This window comes from Corallococcus sp. AB018 (assembly GCF_003986945.1).
Taxonomy (GTDB): domain Bacteria; phylum Myxococcota; class Myxococcia; order Myxococcales; family Myxococcaceae; genus Corallococcus; species Corallococcus exiguus.
Genome location: NZ_RAWR01000198.1, coordinates 1 through 20327 on the forward strand (window position 1 = coordinate 1; position 20327 = coordinate 20327).

The window sequence follows — 20327 nt, forward strand, 5'->3', positions numbered from 1 at the left end:
AGGCCCGAGAACATCGACTCGAGGAAGCTCTCCAGCTCCCCCTCCAACCGCTTCAGTTGCGTCGGTGTCATGCAGGGGGAACAGTCCGCCCACCCTCACGCATTCTTGATGTGACCAAGTCGTACTAGGGAACCGCCTTCAGCGTGCGGAACACGGCGGGCAACTCCTGCTCACCCAGCCCTGCTCCAAGGGCCCGCCGGTAGTTCTCCAGCAGCTCCCGGGGGAAGCGGTCGCTGATTCGGGCGTCCGTGCTCAGCCGGACGATGTGCTCGATGGCCGCGACGTGGGTGTTGAGGCTGCACTGCTGGCCGGTGAAGTCGTTGCGTTCGATCATGTCCTGCGCGGCGTCCGCGGTGACGGAGATCAAGCCCAGGAAGGAGTTCTTCTGGGCGAAGAAGGCCTTCGGATCCAGCCCCTCGGCCTGACACATCGCCGCGGCGTGGAGGACCGCCAGGGAGCCTCCGTAGTAGGCCTCCAGGATCGCGCAGTCGAGCGTCGCGGCGGAGCCGATCTTCTCGTCGACGTAGACGGAGTTCTTGGCGATGGCGCGGAGGGTCTCCTGGTGCCGCTCGAACACCGCTCGCGACCCGGCGTAGTAGACCGTCGCGTAGTCTGTGGCCACGAACGCGGGATAGGCGAGGATCGCCGCATCCAGGTAGTCCACGCCGTGGGCCCTCGCCCACTCCAGGCCTCCGCGCGCGTCCGCCGGGGAGCCGCTGGTGAGCTGGACCAGCGTCGTTCCAGTGAGTGCCGATGCGATGGCCGGCGAGGCAACCCACTCCGACCACGCCGCGTAGTTGGACAGCGAGACGACCACGAGCGAGCGCCCGGTGACGGCCTCCACCAGGTTCTCGAACGCGACGGTGCCACCGCCCACGGCCCTGGCCTTGCCCGGCGTCCGGTTCCACACCGCGACGTCGTGCCCCGCCGAGGCGAAGGCTCGCGCCAGCGCGCTGCCCATGAGACCACTGCCAATCACCGCGAGCTTCGTCGAACGGCTGGACGTCATCTTCACGCTCCTGTTGTGAGGCGCCCAGCCTCGAAGCGCGCGCACTCCGCGTCAACCCGGACGCTTGCTGAACGACCTGCCTGGCCAGGGCAGGTCTTCTCTGTCCGCTCACCAACCCGGCGTCCTCCCTCACTCCAGGTGCGCCCGCACCGCGTCATCCCCATCCCTCCCCCCGAGGAGACGCCATGGCCAGGAAGATGAAGGCAGTGCAGGTGCCGAAGGGTGGAGGCCCGCTCGAGATTGTCGAGCGTGAGATCCCCGAGCCCGGTCCCGGGCAGGTCCGGATCGCGGTGGAGGCGTGTGGCGTCTGCCACAGCGATGCCATCACCAAGGAAGGCTGGATGCCCATCCAGTACCCCCGGGTGCCGGGCCACGAGGTGGTGGGCCGCATCGAACGGGTGGGCCCGGGTGTCACGGCCTGGAAGGAAGGACAGCACGTCGGCGTGGGCTGGCACGGGGGCCATTGCGGCCAGTGCGTCGCGTGCCGCAGCGGCGACTTCGTCACCTGTGAGAAGCAGCAGATCTGCGGCATCAGCTACGACGGTGGCTACGCGGAGTATCTGGTCGCGCCCCAGGAGGCGCTGGCCCGGGTCCCGGAGGGGATGAGCTCCGAGGATGCCGCGCCCCTGCTCTGCGCGGGCGTCACCACGTACAACTCCCTGCGCAACATGGGCGCGCGGCCGGGGGACCTGGTGGCGGTGCAAGGCATTGGCGGGCTGGGCCACCTGGCCGTCCAATACGCCAGCAAGTTCGGCTACCGCACCGCCGCCATCTCTCGCGGCGCGGACAAGAAGGCCCTGGCGATGGAGCTGGGCGCGCACGAATACATCGACACGGAGAAGGGCCCTGCCGCGGAGGCCCTCCAGAAGATGGGGGGCGCGCGCGTCATCATGATGACCGCTTCGAGCAGCAGCCTCGCGGGCGAGCTGGTCGGAGGTTTGGGACGCAACGGCACCCTGCTGCTGCTGGGCGCGGGCTCGGAGCCCATCCCCGTCAACAGCCTGTCCCTGATCACGAAGCGCACGCGCATCCAGGGCTGGCCCAGCGGCGTGCCCCAGGACTCGCAGGAGGCCATGGCCTTCAGCGCGCTCGCGGGCGTGCGCTCGCGCAACGAGGTGTTCCCCCTGGACCGCGCCGCGGAGGCCTACGAGCGGATGATGAGCAACAAGGCCCGCTTCCGGGTGGTGCTCAAGATGCGCTGACTTGCCGGGGAGCGGCCGGGGTGGGGATGCTTGCGCCATCCTCTTCCCCGGTGCCCTCCGCATGTCCCCTTCCCGTCCATTCATCCGCCTCGCGGCGCTGTCCCTCGCCCTGGCCCTCCCGGCTCCCTCCAGGGCCGAGGAGGCACCGCCTTCCGTGCGCGAGCGCGAGGCCGCGCTGCTCATGGGGAGCGTGCTGGGGGCAACGCCCATGCTCGAGGACCTGCGCTCGCTGGTGGATGAAGTGGGCGGGAGGGCCACGGGCTCCGAAGCCAACCAGCGCTCCGTGTCATGGGCGCTGGAGCGCTTCCGCGCCGCGGGCGTGACGGCGCGCGCGGAGCCCTTCCGCATGCCGGCGCTGTGGCTGGAGCGCGCCGCCACCGCGTCCGTGCAGGGCCAGGACGTGCGCTTCGCCCCACGCGTGGCCGCGATGCCCTTCTCCACCGCCACGCCCAAGGGAGGCCTCACCGCGCCGCTGTTGGACGTGGGCCGAGGCGCCGAGGCGGACTTCAAGCGCCTGGGCACGAAGGCACGGGCCGCATTCCTGCTGGTGGAGACGGACGAGCTCAAGGACGTCGACGGACTCTTCCGTGAGTACGACATGGCGGATGGCATCGAGTCCCGCGCGTTCGCCGCGGGCGTGGCCGGCATCGTCTACATGGGCAGCCGTCCGGGCAACCAGCTCTACCGGCACAGCGTCTCCGTGGGCCCCAGGAACACCCGCCCCATGATGGTGATGGAGCGCGACGGCGCGAAGCGCGCGCTGCGGCTCTTGCGCACCGGCAAGGTGCTGAACCTCACCGCGGCGCTGGACCTGCGAACGGGCGGCCCCTACGAGACACGCAACGTCATCGGAGAGATTCGCGGCACCACGCATCCCGACGAGGTCGTCGTTCTGGGGGCCCACCTGGACAGCTGGGACCTGGGCGGCGGCGCGCTGGACAACGGCGCCAACGTCTCGATGCTGATCGATCTCGCCCGGCAGATGCAGCGCCTGGGCTTGAAGCCCGCGCGCACCCTGCGCTTCGCGCTGTGGAACGGCGAGGAACAGGGCATGTACGGCTCGGCCGGCTATGCGCGCACGCACGCGGCGGAGTTGGAGCGGCACACCCTGGCGCTGTCGGTGGACATCGGCTGCGGGCGCATCACCGGCTTCTACACGAACGGCCGGCCCGCCCTGGTCCCACTGGTGGATCAGGCCCTGAAGCCAGCGGCGGGCCTGGGACCCTTCACGCAGGTGGACGTGCCGGTGGTGGGCACCGACAACTTCGACTTCATGATGCACGGCGTGGCGAACCTCATCGCCAACCAGGAGCCGGCCACGTACGGGCCCAACTACCACGCGCGCTCGGACGAGTTCGAACAGTGCGACGCGCGCACGCTGCGCGCCAACGCGGCCGTGGTGGGCGCGCTCGCGTGGGGTTTCGCCACCATGGAGGAGAAGCTGCCCCGGCAGAGCCGCGCGGAGGTGGAGGCGCTCGTGCGCGACACCGACCTGGGCCAGCAGATGAAGTCGTTCAACGTCTGGGAGGAATGGACCGCCGGAACCCGGGGGCATCCCCTCGAAGGGAAGCCCGCCTCGGCACCGCGCTGAAGCAGGCAGCCCTCCGGGCCCCAGGCCGCTCACCTGGGGACCGTGACGGCCAGGCTCAGAGGGCCGGCTGCTCCTGATGCATCCGGGCCTCCACCTGGCGCTGGATGACCAGGAGCTGGTCGAGCCTGCTCTTCAGCTCCTCACGCAGCTCGAGCTTGTCGGTGCGGACGATCTCGTCCCGCAGCGCATCGGCGCTTTCGGCCAGCACGGCGTCGAGCAGGTGAATCTGCTGCTGGGAGAACTCCAGGACCATGGGACACCTCATCGTCAGGAGAACAGCGAGCGGCACACATTACGAAGTGTAAGCACGCGCTCGCCCACCGCCCTCTGACGCGGCCGACATTGCCTGGCCGGGTGTCTGGTCTCCTACACCCAGGGTGCGGCGCCCGAAGCCGGGTGGCCGCACCCCAGGGACGGCTCGGCTCAGCGCAGCGCGATGAGCGAGGCCACGAGCAGCGACACGACGCTCATGACCTTGATGAGGATGGCCACGCCCGGGCCGGAGGTGTCCTTGAAGGGGTCGCCCACCATGTCGCCGACGACGGCGGCCTTGTGGACGGCCGAGCCCTTGGCGTGGCCCGGCAGCTTGCCCTTCTCGATGAACTTCTTGGCGTTGTCCCACGCACCGCCCGCGTTGGCCATGTAGAGGGCCATGGTGGCGCCGACGACGAGCGCACCAGCCAGCAGGCCCGCCAGCGCGCCAGGGCCCAGCAGGTAGCCCACCAGCGGCGGGGCGACGATGGCGATGAGGCCCGGGAAGATCATCTCGCGCAGCGCGCTCCGGGTGGCGATGTCGACGATCTTCTTGGGTTCCGGCTCGGCCTTGAGCTCCATCAGGCCGGGGATCTCACGGAACTGGCGGCCAATCTCCTCCACGATGGCGCCGGCGGCGCGACCCACCGCGAGCATGGTGGAAGCGCCCACCAGGAACGGGAGGATGGAGCCCAGCAGCATGCCCACGATGACGTTCGGGTTGGTCAACTCCAGGCTCATCTCCGCCAGGCCGTTGGCGACGCGCGTGTGGTTGACCTCCAGGTTGAACGCGGAGAACAGCGCGATGACCGTGAGGGTCGCGGAACCGATGGCGAAGCCCTTGCCGATGGCGGCCGTGGTGTTGCCCACCGCGTCCAGCTCGTCGGTGATGGCGCGCACTTCCGGGCCCAGGCCGGACATCTCGGAGATGCCGCCCGCGTTGTCGGAGATGGGGCCGTACGCGTCCACCGTCATCACGACGGCCGTACCGCCCAGCATGCCCACCGCCGACAGCGCGATGCCGTACAGGCCGAGCGCGCGGTCCGCGATGTAGGCCACCAGGGCGATGGTGGCCATGGAGATGCCCACGCTCTCCATGCCGACGGCGAGGCCGCGGATGAGGTTGGTGCCCGCGCCCGTGATGGAGGACTCCGCGATGCGCTGCACCGGCGTGGACGACGTGTAGTAGTCCGTGACGAGGCCGATGATGGCGCCGCCGAAGGCACCCGCCGCCAGCGCGATGGTGATGTTCTGGGACAGGCCGAACACGTTCATCAGCACGAACGACAGGCCCACCAGGATGACCGGGGGCATGATCAGCGCGCTGCGCAGGACCTGCGCGGGGTTCATGTGCTTGAGCGCACGGGCGATGAAGATGCTCAGCAGGCTGACCACCAGGCCGATGGCGGACAGCACCAGCGGGAGGATGACGCCGGCCAGCTTCGCGTTGCCCGTCGCGTTCGTGTCCACCACGAGGCGGGAGAGCTCCGTCGCGTTGGCGGTCAGCGCGATGGCCATGGCGGCGACGATGGCGGCCACCATGGACTCGTAGATGTCCGCGCCCATGCCGGCCACGTCGCCCACGTTGTCACCCACGTTGTCGGCGATGACGCCGGGGTTGCGCGGGTCGTCCTCGGGGATGTTCTCAATGACCTTGCCGGCGATGTCGGAGCCCACGTCCGCGGCCTTGGTGTAGATGCCGCCGCCCACGCGCGCGAAGAGCGCGATCGAGCTGGCGCCCACGGCGAACGAGTGGAGGACGGGGGACAGCTCCGGGCTGGAGCGGAACGCGTAGTAGACGACGCCCATGCCGATGAGGCCCAGGCCGGCGACGGCGAGGCCCATCACGGCGCCGCCATCCAGGGCGACGAGCAGCGCATTCGGCTTGGAGCCGGTGCGCGCGGCCTGCGCGGTGCGCACGTTCGCGAACGTCGCGGCCTTCATGCCGATGTAGCCCGCGAGCAGCGACAGGAACGCGCCCGCCACGAAGCTCGCGCTCGCGACCGGGCCCAGCGCCAGGCCGATGACGATGGCGACGACCACGCAGTAGACCGCGAGCACCTTGTATTCGCGGACGAGGAACGCCATCGCGCCTTCGCGGATGTAGCCCGCGATGCGGTTCATCGTCGCGTCACCATCCGGGAGACCCTTGACGCGGAAGTAGAAGAACGCAGCGAAGAGCAGACCGACGGCGCCGATGACGCTCGGTGCGATCGCCCAGAATTCAGATTCGAGACTCGACAACTCCATCCGTTCCTCCAGAGCAGTCCCGGGGGCCCCTGACCGCTCACCCTGCGGATCGCTCGCATGCCGCGCGAAATGTGCGGAGGCCTATACGTGATTTCAGGCCAAGCGGGGAGCCTCCTCGGAGCAGTCGCCCCCACCGGGGTCCTTGACGCGGGAGGGCCCCCGGGCCCGCCAGGGGGACCGCCGGGCCTGTCGAGTGAATCGAAGTACCTGGATTCACTGATGATTCATCGCAATCCAGGGGCCACCGTGGGGGTCGGAGCGCCCCTTCGCCATGCCGGGGGTCCCTGTCCTTTCATCCGGTGGGTGTGCCAGAAGCCGCGACCATGGGCATTCGCTTGGGGCTCCTCGGGTTGGCGTTGACGTTGTTTTCAGGCTGCACGGCGAGCCGGGCCCTGTGTCCGGCCGAGGGTGGACGGCCCTGGCGCGAGGTGCGCAGCACGCACTTCCGCGTGCGCACGAACCTGGAGGAACAGGCGGCGGCGAAGAGCGCGGTGGAGCTGGAGGAGTTCCGGCGGGCGCTGCTCCTGGCCTGGGGCGCGGGCTTCGACCCGCCGGGCACGGTGGACGTCATCGTGCTCAGCAATCCCCGCGACCTGGAGGAGTTCACGGACGCGCGCTACGCGGGCTTCGCCGGCCAGACGCCCGATGGCCCCCGGATGGTGATGACGGGGGGCGGCGGCTACCTGCTGGCGGACACGACGGGTGACAAGGAGACCCAGGCCCACGAGCTGGCGCACTACCTGAGCGCCTACGCCCTGCTCCGCCAGCCCCGCTGGGTATCGGAAGGCCTGGCGTCCTACCTGCAGACCGTCACCATCCGGCCCAGCGACCGCAACGTGGTGCTGGGCCGGGCCAGCCCGGCGCTGCTCCAGTACGTGCGCGCGCACGGCTGGCTCACGCTGGACGAGCTGTGGCAGTGGGATGGCAAGACGAACCAGAGCACCGCGGAGCTCCAGCTTCACTACGCCTCGTCGTGGCTGTGGGTGCACTACCTCATCAACGAGCACGGCGACCGCTTCAGCGCCTTCCAGGCTCAGCTGGCCCGGGGCGAGGACCCCCAGCGCGCCTTCGCGGCGGCCTTCCAGGGCGACACCTCCTACCCGGCCGCGCTCGCCAACTACGTGCGGTTGGGGCGCTATGCCATCTCCACCCAGCCCCTGCCGCCCGTGCCCACGCAAACCCAGACACGCGCCCTGGAGCCCGCGGACGTGCACGTCATCCGGGCCCTCCTCTTCACCCAGACGCCCGGGGACGTGCCGCGGGAGGAGCGCCAGCGCAAGGCGGCCCTGGAGCTGGAGCAGGCGCTGAAGGAGGACCCGACCCACGTGGAGACCCAGCGGATGCAGGCCGAGACGTTGGACAAGGCCGAGCGGCTGAAGCTCGCGCGCGTGATGGTGGAGCAGCATCCGGAGGATGGGCGCGCGTGGGACCTGCTCGCCACGGCGCTGCAGGCCGAAGGCGACATGTCCGCCCCCCAGGAGCAGGCCCGCCAGCGTGCCGCGAAGCTGCTGCCGGACAGCCCCTCCGCCCAGAACGGCCTGGCCTGGTACTACGTGCTCACCGAGCAGCCCCAGAAGGGGCTCGCCCCGGCCCGGCGCGCGCTGTGGCTGATGCCGGGCGACCCGATCATCCTCAACACCCAGACGGCGCTGCTCTTCCAGACCGGGCGCTGCAACGAGGCCGTGGCCATGGGGCGGCGTACGCTCGACATGTTCCGCGACGGGTTCTCGGATGAGATTCGCCAGACGTTCAAGCGCATCTACGCAACCCAAGAGGCGAACTGCGTCCCCGCCCCGGCCGCGTCGTCGACGCAGTCGCAATAGCCCCAGTTGACGGAAGGCTGCGTGAGACAGTTACACCGCGTCTCATGCATCCTCACCCCGCGTCTCGAATTCCCTGGCGGGCCAGCGCCCTGGCCCTGCTCTGCATCAACGTGGCATGTGATTCATTGCCTGCCGCGGAGCCGTCCCCACCCACGCCGCTCGCCACGTCCGAAGCCCGGCTGGACCCGCCCACGCAGTTCACGGACGTGGCCTTCGTGGGCACCGCCGCGTGTTCCAACGACTACAGCCGCATCGACAACTGTTACAACGCGGAGAACCCCCAGCGCCCCAGCATCTTCCGCGAGCTGTCGGCGGCGTGGCGCCCCTATCGCGACGCCAGCACCACGCCGCTGTCCGTGCGCCCCTCGGCGCTCACCGGCGTGATGCAGCCGTTCCCTCCGTTCGAATACGACAACGGATGGAGCGCGCCGCGCACGCCGGAGACCGCGGACGCGTCCCAGGCCATCCAGGTGATGCCCTTCAACCGGGGCAGCAACGACGGACGGCTCTTCGTGCGCGGCGGCTGCCGTGGCTGCGCCGAGGGCTCCACCCTCTACACCTTCCGGCCGGAGCTGCTGGGCCCGGACTTCCGCTACGACTTCGCCCAGAAGGGCACCCGCTACGTGCAGCCCACATGGCAGCCGGGGCTCCATCCCTTCGTCGCCTTCAACCCGATGCCCGGCTACAGCCGGCTCGCGGCGAAGAACAACAATGACTTTCCGGACATGCTCCACAGCACGCTGTGCGAGGACTCCGTGTCGTCGCTGAACGCGGGGGGCCGAGGCCGCAACCCGCTGGCGTGCCGGGCCCGCTACGAGTCCACGTCGCCGTGGGTTTCCGGGGACTGCTACGACATCTCCCTCGTCTACGGAATGGTCGCCTCCGACGGGAAGCGCTGGGAGCTGCGCTCGACGGCGCTCACCGTCTTCGTGCGCAATCCCAAGCTCGCGACGGCGGGTGACTCCGTGGGCGGCGGCGTCCAGAACTGGGGCCTCTGGGTCTACCCGCGCAACCCCGAAGGCGAGTCCAAGTCCCTGCCCACCTGGGACCTGCCGCCGTTCCGCCCGTTCAACGTCCACGACTCCAACTGGGGAGACATGAGCACCGGCTCCACGTACAGCGTCCCCGGGGCGCCGGACACCATCGACTGGATCCGGCTGTTCACGCAGAACGCCAGCTTCCAGTGCTACGTCCCCAAGAAGATCTTCGGCTTCACCTACTACGTCCGCAACACCGCCGCCACCGCACCCAAGTGGTGCCAGTTCTTCGACCGGCAGAGCTTCGCGGGTGACCTGAAGGTGGAGGACGACGAGGACGCCGTCATCGGCAATGGCTCCACCTGGAACGGCGTCATCGGAAACGGGCCGGATGAGAAGCACCTGGCGATGTTCGAGCCCGCGACCAGCGGCGATGGCCGGATGCTCATCCTGAACATGGGCGGCCTCTTCTACGCGTCCTCGGACGCCATCTGCCAGGCCGCGACCTGGAGTCACTTCAAGCCCATCAGCATGATGCCCATGGACCCCGCGGTGAACACCCGCTACGAGCTGGCCCGCTCGCAGGTCATCAACGGCCAGCCGCGCAACTTCCGCGACACGATGGGCAACCCCATCCCCTTCGGCGTGCGCAACCAGGGCGCGTACGCATGGCTGGACCGCGAGGGCAAGAACCTGTTCTTCGCGGCGAAGAACAACCCCCATGACGGCTACTACGCGCGAAAGGTGGCGAGGGAGGATCGCTCCGCGCCCGTCTCCTACCTCGATGAGCTGTGGAGCGAGCCCGCGTCCGACGCGGACCGGGCCCGCTTCAACCCGGACCGCGCGCCGGCGCAGGCCATCAGCGTGCTGGGGGCCTGGACGCACGGCAAGGCCGTCATCCTGGACAACGGCATGAGCATCACCGACCTGGGAGGCAACAGCGAGGACCGCTACCAGCGCACCTATTCCCTGCGCCTCTACGCGGGCGCGGACCTGCCCCTGTCGCCCAAGGGCAGCTCGCAGCTGTTCTCGTTCGAGAACCAGCTCAACACCTTCAATGCCTTGCGGCCCACGCTCCCGTTCGACGTGGTGTGGAACTTCCAATCCAACACCCAGCGCAACTCCGAGGTGGCCTTCGACGACTACCTCAACAAGCGCGCCTTCGTGGTGGCGCACATGAACGCGGCCATGCGCATGGACGTGTCTCCGGAAGGCCCGCTGCGCGCGGAGACCTTCCCGCAGGATGGCTTCATGCCCACCCGCAACGCGTGGGCCTACGTGCGCGGAGGCGACATCGCGGACTTCAAATTCATGCGCAATCCGCTGGCGCAGAACGCGGCCACGGGCAGCCCGCTGTTCGGCACTGATGGGCCGCAGCCCCCCGCCTCCGTGCGGCTGCGAGGCGGCGCGCGCATCGAACCGGTGGCCCTGGGCGGCGTCAGCGGCAAGGGCGTCTGGCTGGATGGCCGCAACGACTTCATGGACATGGGCTACCCGGTGGACGGCTCGCGCCGCGACTGGCTGTTCGGCATCTGGCTGGACTCCCGGATGGATCCGCCGTTCGTCCCCCGGCCCGGCGGCGTCTCACGCACGGTGCCTCGCACGCTGTTCTACTTCTCCGACAACTCGTGGGTGGGCCTGGTGCAGGCCGTCGACGGCTCCTCCAACACGTGGCACGAGCTCACCGGCTACAACGGCCAGACGGGCTCCACGTTCACCGTCAACCTGGGTTCGCTGGTGCAGCCCGGCAAATACTTCCACTTCGGCATGAAGGTCTACACCCTCGCCGGGCAGCGGAAGCTCACGTTCTACATCAACGGCACGGCGCACTCGTCGCTGACCGTGGCGCCCTACGACGTGGGCTTCGACCCGATGTACAACTCCATGAACGGCTGGACGTGGATGACGGTTGGCGACCCGGGCCCCAACTTCGTCCAGGGTCAGACGCGGCTGCCATTCCATGGCTGGGTGGACGAGCTGCGCATCTACGCGCTCTCCCCCGGGGATATCGTGCGGCCCTGGGTGGAGGAATTGCTGTGCAACCAGGCGCTGGGAACGACCGTGGACCTGACCTACCGCCCTCCGGAGGTGTATTCGCCGGTGCTGGAGACGCTGCGCTCACGTTCGGTCCAATACCCGCTCTCGTCGGGCCGGGCCCTGTGTGAGCAGCTGCGGCTGGGGTCCTACGTGGAGCCGCTGGACTACCCGGCCCAGTCGGGCGAGCACCTGTGCATCGACCGTGTGCACAAGAATCCCCATTCCGTGCAGCAGTGGCGCGAGCGCTGTCTGCGTACGTCGATGATGGCCATGCCCCATCTGGAGGCCGCGCTGCCTCGCCCGGACTCCAGCAGCAACGCCTTCTGTCAGTCGTGCCACACGTCCAGCGCGCCGCTGCCGGGCTTGCGGATGGGTGCCCTCACCGCTGGCGGCGTCAACCGCTACCAGGATCCACGCCGCCAGCCGATGAACGTTCCGGCGGTCCTGGGCGGAACCGTGCCGCCCTGGCTGCTCGTGCGCATGGACCAGCCGGACGGCACCTTCACGCTGGATCACCACTTCGACTGGCTCAACGCCCCCTGAGCGCGCGGCAGGCCTCCTCCTCTCAGTCGTTTCTCGAGGCCTGCCGCTTTCCGTGCTCGCAGCCGTCAGAGCACGCGCATGAAGGCGACCAGGTCTTTCTTCTCCTGCTCACTGAGCCTGGTCTCCAGCACGATGTTGAAGAACTCCACGGTGTCCTCCAGCGTCATGAGGCGGCCATCGTGGAGATAGGGCGGGCTCTCCTTGATACCTCGCAGGGGGAACGTCTTGATGGGACCATCCGCGCCCATCACCATCCCGTTCACCAGCCGGGGCTTGTAGAAGCGCTCCGCTTGCAGGTTGTGCATCAGGTTGTCTGTGTAATACGGCGGCGTGTGACACACGAAGCACTGCGCTTTGCCGAAGAAGAGGTTCTGGCCGCGCATCTCCGGCTCGGTGGCCTTCTTGGGGTCCAGCTTCCCGTCGAAGCGCAGCTTGGGCGCCGGTGGGAAGTCCATGATCTCCTGGAACTCCGCCATGAAGTGCACCTGGCTGCCGCGCTCGAGGATGTTGACGCCCTTCTTCGTGGCGATGACCGGGTCGCCATCGAAGTAGGCCGCGCGCTGTTCGAACTCGGTGAAGTCCTCCACCGTCTTGAGCGCGCGCTGCGAGCCAAACAGGCGCTGGATGTTCACCCCGCGCAGCGTCGGCGTCTCGATGCGGTGGCGGAACGCCTGGGGACGGATGTCTCCCACCAGGTGGGTGGAGCCATTGGTGTGGCCATTGACATGACAGTCGAAGCACGTCACGCCCCGGCTGGGGAGCTCCGAGCGGCGGTCCGAGGTCTGATTGAACTGCTGCTGGGGAAAGGGCGTGACGAGCAACCGCAAGCCTTCCAACTGCTTGGGGTTCAGGATGCCGTTGAACAGGTCCTGATGGTTCATGATCGTGACCAGCTTGCCCTGGGACACGTCACCCAGGTCCGGCCGCGTGGTGAGGAAGATGGCGGGCGGGAACTCTGGCAGCAGGTGGTCGGGCAGGTCGAAGTCCAGGTCGAACCGCGTGAGGTCCCGGGCCTCCTGCCGCTTGATTTCATCGATGTGGAACTTGGGGAAGAGCATGCCGCCTTCCGGTTGATTCGGATGGGGCAGCGGCATGAAGCCACCCGGGAAGAGCCCCTTCTCGCGAACCACTTCCGGAGGCATGGCGGCCAGGCTCGCCCAGGTGACTCCCGGGGGGAGCTTGACCCGCACGCCCTCCTGCACGGGCTTACCGCGGCTCATGGTGACGCCCGGCGCGGGTTTGTTCCCCAGATCGTAGCGTTGGTTGAGGAGCTGTTGGTGGCGCGCTGTGACTTTCGGCTTCTCGGCCTTCATCCGGGCCATGACCTGGGCGAAGGGCTCCGTCTGGTCGACGGGCATGTAACTGGTGGCGCCGCGCGGAGATATCTCCTGAGCCTGCGCGGCTCCAGAGTCCAACAGGATCAGCCCCATGACAGCGATTGCGATAGGCGGACGGCCGAATAGAGACGGTTCCATGCGTGCGCTCCTTCTGTCTTGCTTCATCCAGGCTGACGTCCTGTCTCCCGGTCAAGCTATTCGATTCGTGTTCGCACCCGCCCGCGCATTGGCGCGAACCGTTGGCCAGTTCATACTCATACTGGAGCAAGAATGTGATGTTCTGGGTGAATGGGCTGAGTCTGGCGATTGCGCATCGCCGCTCAGTCGTTCTTCGAGGCATCCCGTGCAAGGAGGAGGTCCCGCAGCCGTGCCGTCTGTTCCGCGCTCCAGCCCTCGGGCCGCAGGAGCGCGGCCCAGCCGTCCACGTGCTCGGCGGTGTAGACGTGGCCGTGGCCGGCGGGCACCTCCATGCCCAGGGGAAGGTCCGCCGTCACCTGCCAGAACGTCACGAAGGGGATCCACACCATCTGGCCCAGGACGTCATCGCCTCGCGGCTCGCGCAGCCAGTCCGGCCGCTGTACCAGGAGCCGGGGACTCCACCAGATGATGGGGTCGGAGGGATGCAGCAGGTACAGCACGCGCGACCCTCCCCACGGCGCGGACGCGGGCGGGATGTCCGTCCCCGGCCGGCGGCTGAAGCGGACGATGCGGCCCTGCCGGTAGATGGGCTCCACCTCGGGGCTGCCCGGATCCCGGTGGTCGGTGAACGCGCGATACAGGGTGTTGAAGTTCGGCGGCCCCACGAAGAGGACCCCGTCGGTGCGGTTGGCCAGGTCCCGCTCGCCGCTGAACGCCGTCTCCCCGCCGTAGGAGCCCAGGCTCTCTCCGAACACCAGCAGCTTCGGGCGCTGGCCGGGAGGAAGCCTGGACCAGCGTTCGTAGACTTCATCGAAGAGCGCACGGCCTGACTCCCGGGCCCGTTCCTGATCCACCAGAACGGAGAGCCACGACCACAGATGCGAGTACTGCATGGCGACGATCGCGGAGTCACCGCCGGTCATGTACTCGAAGGCGTCCACGGCCTCCGGCACCACCCAGCCACTGCCCGTGGTCGTCACCACCAGCAGGTATGCGCGGTCGAAGCCACCGGCCCGCTCCAGGTCATCGACCGCGAGCGCCGCGCGGGCCTCCGCATCCGGCGCGGAGGCGAAGCCGGCGTACGCGCGAATGGGTTCCTTCACCGCCGCGCCATGGAAGCGGGAGAGCTCTTCGACCGAAGGCCCTCGCCCGATGAAGTTGCGCCCTTCCCGTCCGAGGGACTCCCAGGGAATGCGTGAACCCGCGCCTCCAGAGCGCACCGCGGTGCGGGGAGGAATCACGCCCTCGTCGGTCATCGTGTCCTGCACCGCCAGGGTGCGGTCCGCCGCGGAGATGAGTCCGTCCCACAGCACGCCGCTGGCCACCAACGCGGTGAGCACCACGACGGCCAGTCCACTCGTCGCCCGGGCCGCGCGAGGACCGATGTGTCTTGCGAGTCGGGTGGCCAGCGCGCGGGTCACGGCGCGCAGGCCACGTCCCACGGCGATGAGCACGAAGAAGACGACCGCCGCGACGAAGGGGGCGAGCAGATACCCCGCGCGGCCAGACGAGGTCATGCCCATGAGCTCGCGGAGGCGCTGTTGCCAGTGCCAGCCCAGTAGCAGCGAGGCAGCCAACGCCACGATGGCCGTCAGGAAGAATGCATCCCATGCGCGCCGTTGGGGCGCCCTCGCGGGGCGGTCCGCGAACTCCCGCCAGAGCCAGGCGCCCAGGCACCCGAGCCCATAGCCGATGGCCGCGCTGAGGCCGCTGACGAAGCCCTGGAACGATCCGCTGCGCGGCAGCAGGGACGGAGTGAAAGCCAGACAAGCGAAGAGGAGCGCCACCCAGGCCCCCGGCAAGGTGTAGCGGAGCCAGCGAGGCCAGGCCCTGCTGGCACGTCTGGCATGGCTCGCTGCGACAGGTTGCTCGGCGTGGGTGAGGAAGTGCTCCATTCGAACTCCCCGCAGGTGCGCCGGCTCTCCAGAACGCACTCCAAAGGGTAGGCCCCATGACCGCTCCCCGGCAGCGTGCGCACGCCGTGCCGGCTCCGCGACTGCCAATGGGTTCAGCCGCCAGGTGGGCCCACTCGCACTCGCGGCGAAGTGCCTGATAGCCTCACCAGATGCTTCCCCGCGCCCTCGCTCCCATCCTGGTCGGTGCCCTGTTCCTGTGGCCGCTGCGTGCGCTCGCCTGCATCAACGCGATGGACACCGCGGCGAGGGACTTCCATCTGCCCTTTTTGGCGGAGCTGTTCTTCTGGAGCGCGGGCGCGGTGGTCATGAACCGCGTCTTCATCCACAACGTCTGGGGACCGACCGCGGAGGGACAGCCCCGGCCAACGGCCGCGCGCCGGAACTTCTTCCTCGTCTTCGGCGTCGCCCTCGTCCTGTTGCTGGGAGCGGCCTGGGTGGGCGGGAGCTTCATGGACGTCAGTGATCAGGCTCTCGGCTATTGCGCGATCAGCCCTTCCGGCCTGGTGGTGCTGGTGGCCAGCCCCATCGCGCTCTTCGTCCTGCAAGCCCTCTACTTCCATGGACCGGGCCGGCGGCGGTTTTGTGGCACAAGACGCAAGGCCATCATGAGCCTGGTGCTCACGTCGGCCGTACTGGTGCTGGGGTTGGGGATGGCCCGCGAGTCCCTCATCTTCCCGGAGCTCCTCTGCCACAACACGCGGCTCAGCTACTGGTCCCCCGCCTCCTATTACTGAGCGATCCTCGTGGCATTGCGCGCCCCTCCCCTCGGCACCCTGGCCGGCGTCGCGCTCGTCGTGGCCATGGCCGGTGGTGGCTACGTGCTCGTCCGTGACGCGGACGTGCTGGCGTTGCGTCTGCCAACGCGGGTGCTGGCTCCCGCGAAGCACTCACCGGCGACGCCACGGGAGGCCGTGGAGCATTTCCAGTGCAATCGCTGTCACGTCGTCCCCGGGCTCGAACCGGTGTCCGCGCAACTGAGCGAGAACTGCGTCACGTGCCACCAGGCCATCAGCGCCGGACGAATGGACCTCTGGTACAAGCAGGCGGAGGTCGAGCGATGGAAGGGACACATCACCCACCTGGTGAGGACCCCGGACCTCGGCTCGCTGAGCCAGCGGGTCAAGCGCGAGTGGCTCGTCTCCTGGCTCCAGGCACCGCACGTGGTGAGGCCGCTCTACGGCGCCACCATGCCCCGGATGAAGGTGGGCCCGAAGGACGCGGAGCTGCTCGCGGACTACTTCGCGGTGACCGAGGCGGAGTCGGCGGAACTCGCGCGAGGTGAGGTGGAGGCGGGCCGGGCGCTCTACGCGGAGCACGCATGCGCGAGCTGTCACTACCGGGGGGACTTCCCGCTCGTGTCCCTGCGCTATGGCGCGCCGGAGTTCAACAGCCCCTCGGCTCGGAGGCGGGCCCCGGATCTTCGCCACGTTCGCGACCGCATGTCCCTGGCGCAGCTGCGGAACTGGCTGACGGATCCGCACCGCATCCTCCCTGACACGGAGATGCCTACCTTCTCGTTCACGCCCAAGCAGGTCGAGGATCTGGCGGCCTTCCTGCGCGAGCCCCTGCCGAAGGTGGAGGCAGCGCCAGTCCCCCGCTACCAACCCCGGAGGCTGGATCGCGAGGTCCACTATCCGGAGGTGGCGCAAAAGCTCTCACGGCACCTCTGCTTCCACTGCCACTCCGACATGCGGCGGCCCGGAGATCAGGGGCCTGGGAACACGGGCGGGTTCGGCTACGACGGTGTCTCGCTCGACATGGCCACGCGGGCCGGCATCGTCCTGGGCATCCAACGCGACGGCCAGTTTCGCGGGCTCCCGGATCGACTGGAGGACGGGACGCCACGGCTGGTGGCCGCACTGCTCGCACGGCAGGGGGAGCTGGACGGGCACTTCCAGCCGGGAGTGCTGGGCATGCCCCTGGGCCTGCCGCCCATTCCCGAAGAGGAGATCGATCTCATCTTCACGTGGATTGAACAGGGCGCGCCCGAATAGCCCGAGAGCGGATTCGCACCCCGCCTCTGAGTATTCCCCCTTGGCTCGCTTTCCATGGACTACCCTGGCCATGGGGATGAACCCGGGGGAGAGGTACGGCGCTTGAGCATTCGGAATGTCATCGTCATCGGAGGCACGGGCGACATCGGGCGCGCCGTCGTCCACAAGCTGCGCGCGGAGGGCCTGCGCGTGGTGTGCGCCGCGAGCGACGTGACGACGGAGACGCCGGACTGCCTGCACGTGGATGTCACGCGCGAGGACTCCGTGGTGGCGCTGTTCAAGCGGGCGGAGGCGGAGACGGGCCCCATCGAGGTCCTCGTCAACTGCGCGGGCGTCGGAGTCTTCACGCCGCTCCACGAGACGTCCCTCGATGACTGGAACCGGATGATGGACGTGAACCTCACGGGCACGTTCCTGTGCGCGCGCGAGGCCTTCCGGCGGATGAAGCCCCGAGGCGGCGGGCGGATCATCCACATCGGGTCCGTGAGCGACCACCTCACGCTGCCCATGAACGGGGCCTACGCCGCGACGAAGCATGGCGTCCGTGGATTGACTGGCGTCCTGAACGAGGAGGGCAAGTCGTTCGGCATCCGCGCCACCCTGCTGTCGCTCGGCGCCGTGTACACCGCCTTCTGGAAGTCGCGGCCGGAGTTCAGTCCGGCCGACATGCTCGCCGTGGAGGACGTGGCCCAGTGCATCTGGGAGATCGCGATCAAGCCCCCGAACGTGCGGATCGACGAGATGCGGCTCGTCCCGCCGCAGGGGGTCCTCTGATGGAGACGCAGCCGAAGGCACCTGTCGCCGTCGTCACCGGGGCCAGCCGGGGGATTGGAGCGGCCATCGCCACCCTGCTGTCCCGGAACGGGTTCGAGGTGGTCCTGGTGTCCCGCGATGCCGCCGCGCTGGAGCAACTCCAGAACCAGCTGCTCCAGGCCGGGGGCCGCGCGTGGCCGCTGGCCTGCGACGTCGCGAACAGGGACGAGGTGGAGTCAGCGCTCGGCCGGCTCGAAGCGAAGGTGGGCGTGCCCCGGGTGCTCGTGAACAACGCGGGCCTGGGTGGGCCGTTTCATCGCGCGGACGAGGTGAGCGTCGCCGAGTGGGATCTGCTGTTCGGCGTGAACGTGGAGGGCGTGCGCAACCTGTGTCAGTGGGCGCTGCCGCGGATGAAGGCGGAAGGCCATGGGCGCATCGTGAACGTCGCGTCCATCATGGGCCTCTTCGGTGGCGCCCAGTCGTCCACCTACGCGGCCACGAAGCACGCGCTCGTGGGTTATTCGAAGGCCATCGCCGCGGAGTGGGGAGCCTACGGCATCACCTGCAACGCGGTCTGTCCCGGCTACATCGAGACGGACATGCTGGCGAAGGCACCCCCTGCCTCACGCCAGCGATTGCAGGAGCGAATCCCGGCGAAGCGCTTCGGAACGCCCGAAGAGGTGGCGGGTCTGGTGGCGTTCCTCGCGGGGCCCGCTGGCGGCTACGTCAACGGGAGCGCTCTGGTGATGGACGGTGGGCTGTCATCCCATCTGGCGTCAGACCTGCCGTCGTTCTGAGCCTGGAAGCAACACCTGCTCCAGCAGCACGCGCAGCTCCTGCTCCAGCCCCGGCACCGAGGCGCCGCGCAGGTTCCCGCCGCCCCGGAAGAGGGACAGGCCTTCGAAGAGGGCGACCAGCAGCGCCGCTCTCCGGTCCCTGCGTGCCGGGGTGAGGTCGGGTGACAGCTCCCGAAGCAGCTCCACGACGCCCGCGCGATAGCCGGCGTAGAAGACCGTGAGGGTGTCGGCGACCATGGTGTCCCTCGCGGCCATTGCCCACAGCTCCGCGAAGAACTGGCAGGCGTGCGGTGAGTCCTGGTCCTCCAGGATGGCATCCACGGCGAGCCGGAGCCGCTGCGCCGGTTCGCTGCCTCCACCCGCCATCCGCTCGCGGACCCGCTGGAGGGCCTGCTCCAGGTAGCGCGCCAGCAGTGCCCGCACCACGTCCTGCTTGGTGGGGAAGTAGTACTGGAGATTCCCCAGGCTCACGCCAGCGCGCTGGGCCACGACGCGCAAGCTGAGTCCCGCGTAGCCATCGCCGGCCAGTACCTCCATGGTCGCGTCGAGGATGCGCTCCACGCGCTCGGTGCCCTTGGCATGCACCGCGGTTCCCTTCCGGGGGCTTGGCGAGGGAAGTGTCCCAGGAGCCTTCGTGCTCGAGCGGCGGGCCATCAAGCCGCCTCGCGCGCCAGCCGCTCGTCGATCCGGACCTCGACGCCGCAGGCTCGCAGGGTGGCCAGCATCTCGTCGGGCCGGGACTCATGCTCCGGGAACCACACGCCCGGGGGTGGCGGCGGCGCTCCATCCAGTCCCAGGAGCCGCTCAGCGCCCAGCAACGCACCGACGGCGGTGAGGTGGGCCTGCCCCAGGGGATCCACGACTTCGATGCGGACGTGCCCCCGCTCGCCCTCCACATCCGCCACCCACGCGGCTTCGCCCCCCGTGTTGCTGCCGGTGAGCAGCGTCCGTCGCAGAGGCGTCCAGCGGGGGTGCTGGAGCAGCCGGAGGATCCCCAGCCGCTGGAGCGCGACGAGCGTCCACGTCGCGAAGCCCGAGTCGAAGCCCAGCCGCGTCGTCACCGTCCGCGCGCCCAGCACGCGGGGCAGCGTCGCTTGTTCGGGCGTGTCGAGCCGGAAGACGCGGGTGTGGCGTCCGTCGGAGAACCGCACCCGCCGACCGTCCGTCAGCGGAAGCACCTGCCGCTCTTGTCCGTCCTCCGTCACCTCGAAGGATAGGCCCAGGCGGTCCATGTACTCCAACGAGTCCGGCCCTGCCTGATCCGCGAGCGCGAAGCGGATGGCCACCTCCACACGCTCCAGGCGCCCCACCGTCCGCGCCGCCGTCGCCACGAGGCGAGGAACCAGCCCCGCCATCCAAGCGGACCCGAGCAACACCGGCGCGCCCGGCGTCGCACCGGAGAGCCGCAGCACCGTGGCCTTCAGCCGGGAAGTCCACCGGGTGATGTCCAGCACGGGCACCCCGGCGCGCGACGCAGCCAGCAGCAGCGTGTCCTCCGGGTCATTGACCAGGGACAGCACGGCCCGGGGCTTCCCGCCCAGCGCCGCCAACGCCTGAGGCGAGCGGACATCCAGCGCGACGCCCTCCGCCCGGCCCAGACGCGCGGCCAGTTCCCTGGCGGGCGCATCCCGGCGCCCCGCGATGAGCAGCGGCAGGTCCGGGTGACGCTCCCTCAGCAACAAGGCGAGCTGCGCCCCCACCACCCCAT

The 20327-nt window shown here is 69.0% G+C and carries 15 protein-coding genes; 8 read left to right on the forward strand and 7 right to left on the reverse strand.

Going from position 1 to position 20327, the window contains the following annotated elements:
- Positions 1–124 precede the first annotated feature (124 nt).
- Positions 125–1009 (reverse strand): NAD(P)-dependent oxidoreductase, encoded by an 885-nt coding sequence (locus D7Y11_RS32760; protein ID WP_126935652.1) that lies wholly within the window; start codon positions 1007–1009, stop codon positions 125–127.
- 185 nt (positions 1010–1194) lie between these two features.
- Between D7Y11_RS32760 and D7Y11_RS32765 the strand changes: the two genes are divergently transcribed.
- Together D7Y11_RS32765 and D7Y11_RS32770 are read left to right on the forward strand one after the other, a co-directional pair.
- Complete coding sequence (locus tag D7Y11_RS32765) at positions 1195–2211, forward strand: alcohol dehydrogenase (protein WP_120579023.1); 1017 nt, start codon at positions 1195–1197, stop codon at positions 2209–2211.
- A 61-nt stretch (positions 2212–2272) separates the two neighbouring features.
- A complete protein-coding gene (locus D7Y11_RS32770) occupies positions 2273–3802 on the forward strand; it encodes a M28 family metallopeptidase (RefSeq protein ID WP_126935653.1) in 1530 nt (509 codons plus the stop codon).
- Between the two features lie 55 nt (positions 3803–3857).
- Here D7Y11_RS32770 and D7Y11_RS32775 read toward each other — a convergent pair whose 3' ends face one another.
- Positions 3858–4055 carry a hypothetical protein gene (locus tag D7Y11_RS32775; protein ID WP_126935654.1) on the reverse strand — a complete coding sequence of 66 codons (198 nt, stop codon included), beginning with the start codon at positions 4053–4055 and terminating at the stop codon, positions 3858–3860.
- Positions 4056–4225: 170 nt separating this feature from the next.
- Entirely contained in the window at positions 4226–6304 is a 2079-nt protein-coding gene (locus D7Y11_RS32780; RefSeq protein WP_126935655.1) for a sodium-translocating pyrophosphatase, read from the reverse strand.
- Positions 6305–6627: 323 nt separating this feature from the next.
- On the opposite strand from D7Y11_RS32780, the gene D7Y11_RS32785 reads away from it, so the two are divergent.
- Together D7Y11_RS32785 and D7Y11_RS32790 are read left to right on the forward strand one after the other, a co-directional pair.
- Positions 6628–8127, forward strand: coding sequence for a DUF1570 domain-containing protein (locus D7Y11_RS32785; protein ID WP_126935656.1), 1500 nt, complete (start codon positions 6628–6630; stop codon positions 8125–8127).
- A gap of 44 nt (positions 8128–8171) precedes the next feature.
- Positions 8172–11684 carry a hypothetical protein gene (locus D7Y11_RS32790; RefSeq protein WP_126935657.1) on the forward strand — a complete coding sequence of 1171 codons (3513 nt, stop codon included), beginning with the start codon at positions 8172–8174 and terminating at the stop codon, positions 11682–11684.
- Between the two features lie 65 nt (positions 11685–11749).
- Here the strand turns inward: D7Y11_RS32790 and D7Y11_RS32795 are convergent, their stop codons facing one another.
- Together D7Y11_RS32795 and D7Y11_RS32800 are read right to left on the reverse strand one after the other, a co-directional pair.
- Positions 11750–13114, reverse strand: coding sequence for a cytochrome B6 (locus D7Y11_RS32795; protein WP_233597237.1), 1365 nt, complete (start codon positions 13112–13114; stop codon positions 11750–11752).
- A 227-nt stretch (positions 13115–13341) separates the two neighbouring features.
- A complete protein-coding gene (locus tag D7Y11_RS32800) occupies positions 13342–14946 on the reverse strand; it encodes an alpha/beta-hydrolase family protein (protein ID WP_233607453.1) in 1605 nt (534 codons plus the stop codon).
- A gap of 278 nt (positions 14947–15224) precedes the next feature.
- On the opposite strand from D7Y11_RS32800, the gene D7Y11_RS32805 reads away from it, so the two are divergent.
- From D7Y11_RS32805 to D7Y11_RS32820, 4 genes are all read left to right on the forward strand, one after another.
- The gene (locus tag D7Y11_RS32805; protein ID WP_120579031.1) at positions 15225–15809 is read left to right on the forward strand and encodes a hypothetical protein; all 585 of its coding nucleotides are present in this window, start codon (positions 15225–15227) and stop codon (positions 15807–15809) included.
- Positions 15810–15818: 9 nt separating this feature from the next.
- Entirely contained in the window at positions 15819–17069 is a 1251-nt protein-coding gene (locus tag D7Y11_RS32810) for a cytochrome c (RefSeq protein WP_126935659.1), read from the forward strand.
- 102 nt (positions 17070–17171) lie between these two features.
- On the forward strand, positions 17172–17843 hold the full coding sequence (locus D7Y11_RS32815) for an SDR family oxidoreductase (RefSeq protein WP_120579033.1): 672 nt from the start codon (positions 17172–17174) through the stop codon (positions 17841–17843).
- Positions 17843–18619, forward strand: coding sequence for an SDR family NAD(P)-dependent oxidoreductase (locus D7Y11_RS32820; RefSeq protein ID WP_126935660.1), 777 nt, complete (start codon positions 17843–17845; stop codon positions 18617–18619). Before D7Y11_RS32815 ends, D7Y11_RS32820 begins: the two co-directional genes overlap by 1 nt.
- Here the strand turns inward: D7Y11_RS32820 and D7Y11_RS32825 are convergent.
- Both D7Y11_RS32825 and D7Y11_RS32830 read right to left on the reverse strand, forming a co-directional pair.
- A complete protein-coding gene (locus tag D7Y11_RS32825; RefSeq protein WP_233597239.1) occupies positions 18599–19204 on the reverse strand; it encodes a TetR/AcrR family transcriptional regulator in 606 nt (201 codons plus the stop codon). The two genes, D7Y11_RS32820 and D7Y11_RS32825, sit on opposite strands and share 21 nt — an antisense overlap.
- Before the next feature lie 68 nt (positions 19205–19272).
- Positions 19273–20327: saccharopine dehydrogenase family protein (locus D7Y11_RS32830; RefSeq protein WP_126935661.1), on the reverse strand; the 1055-nt coding region annotated here is incomplete at its 5' end.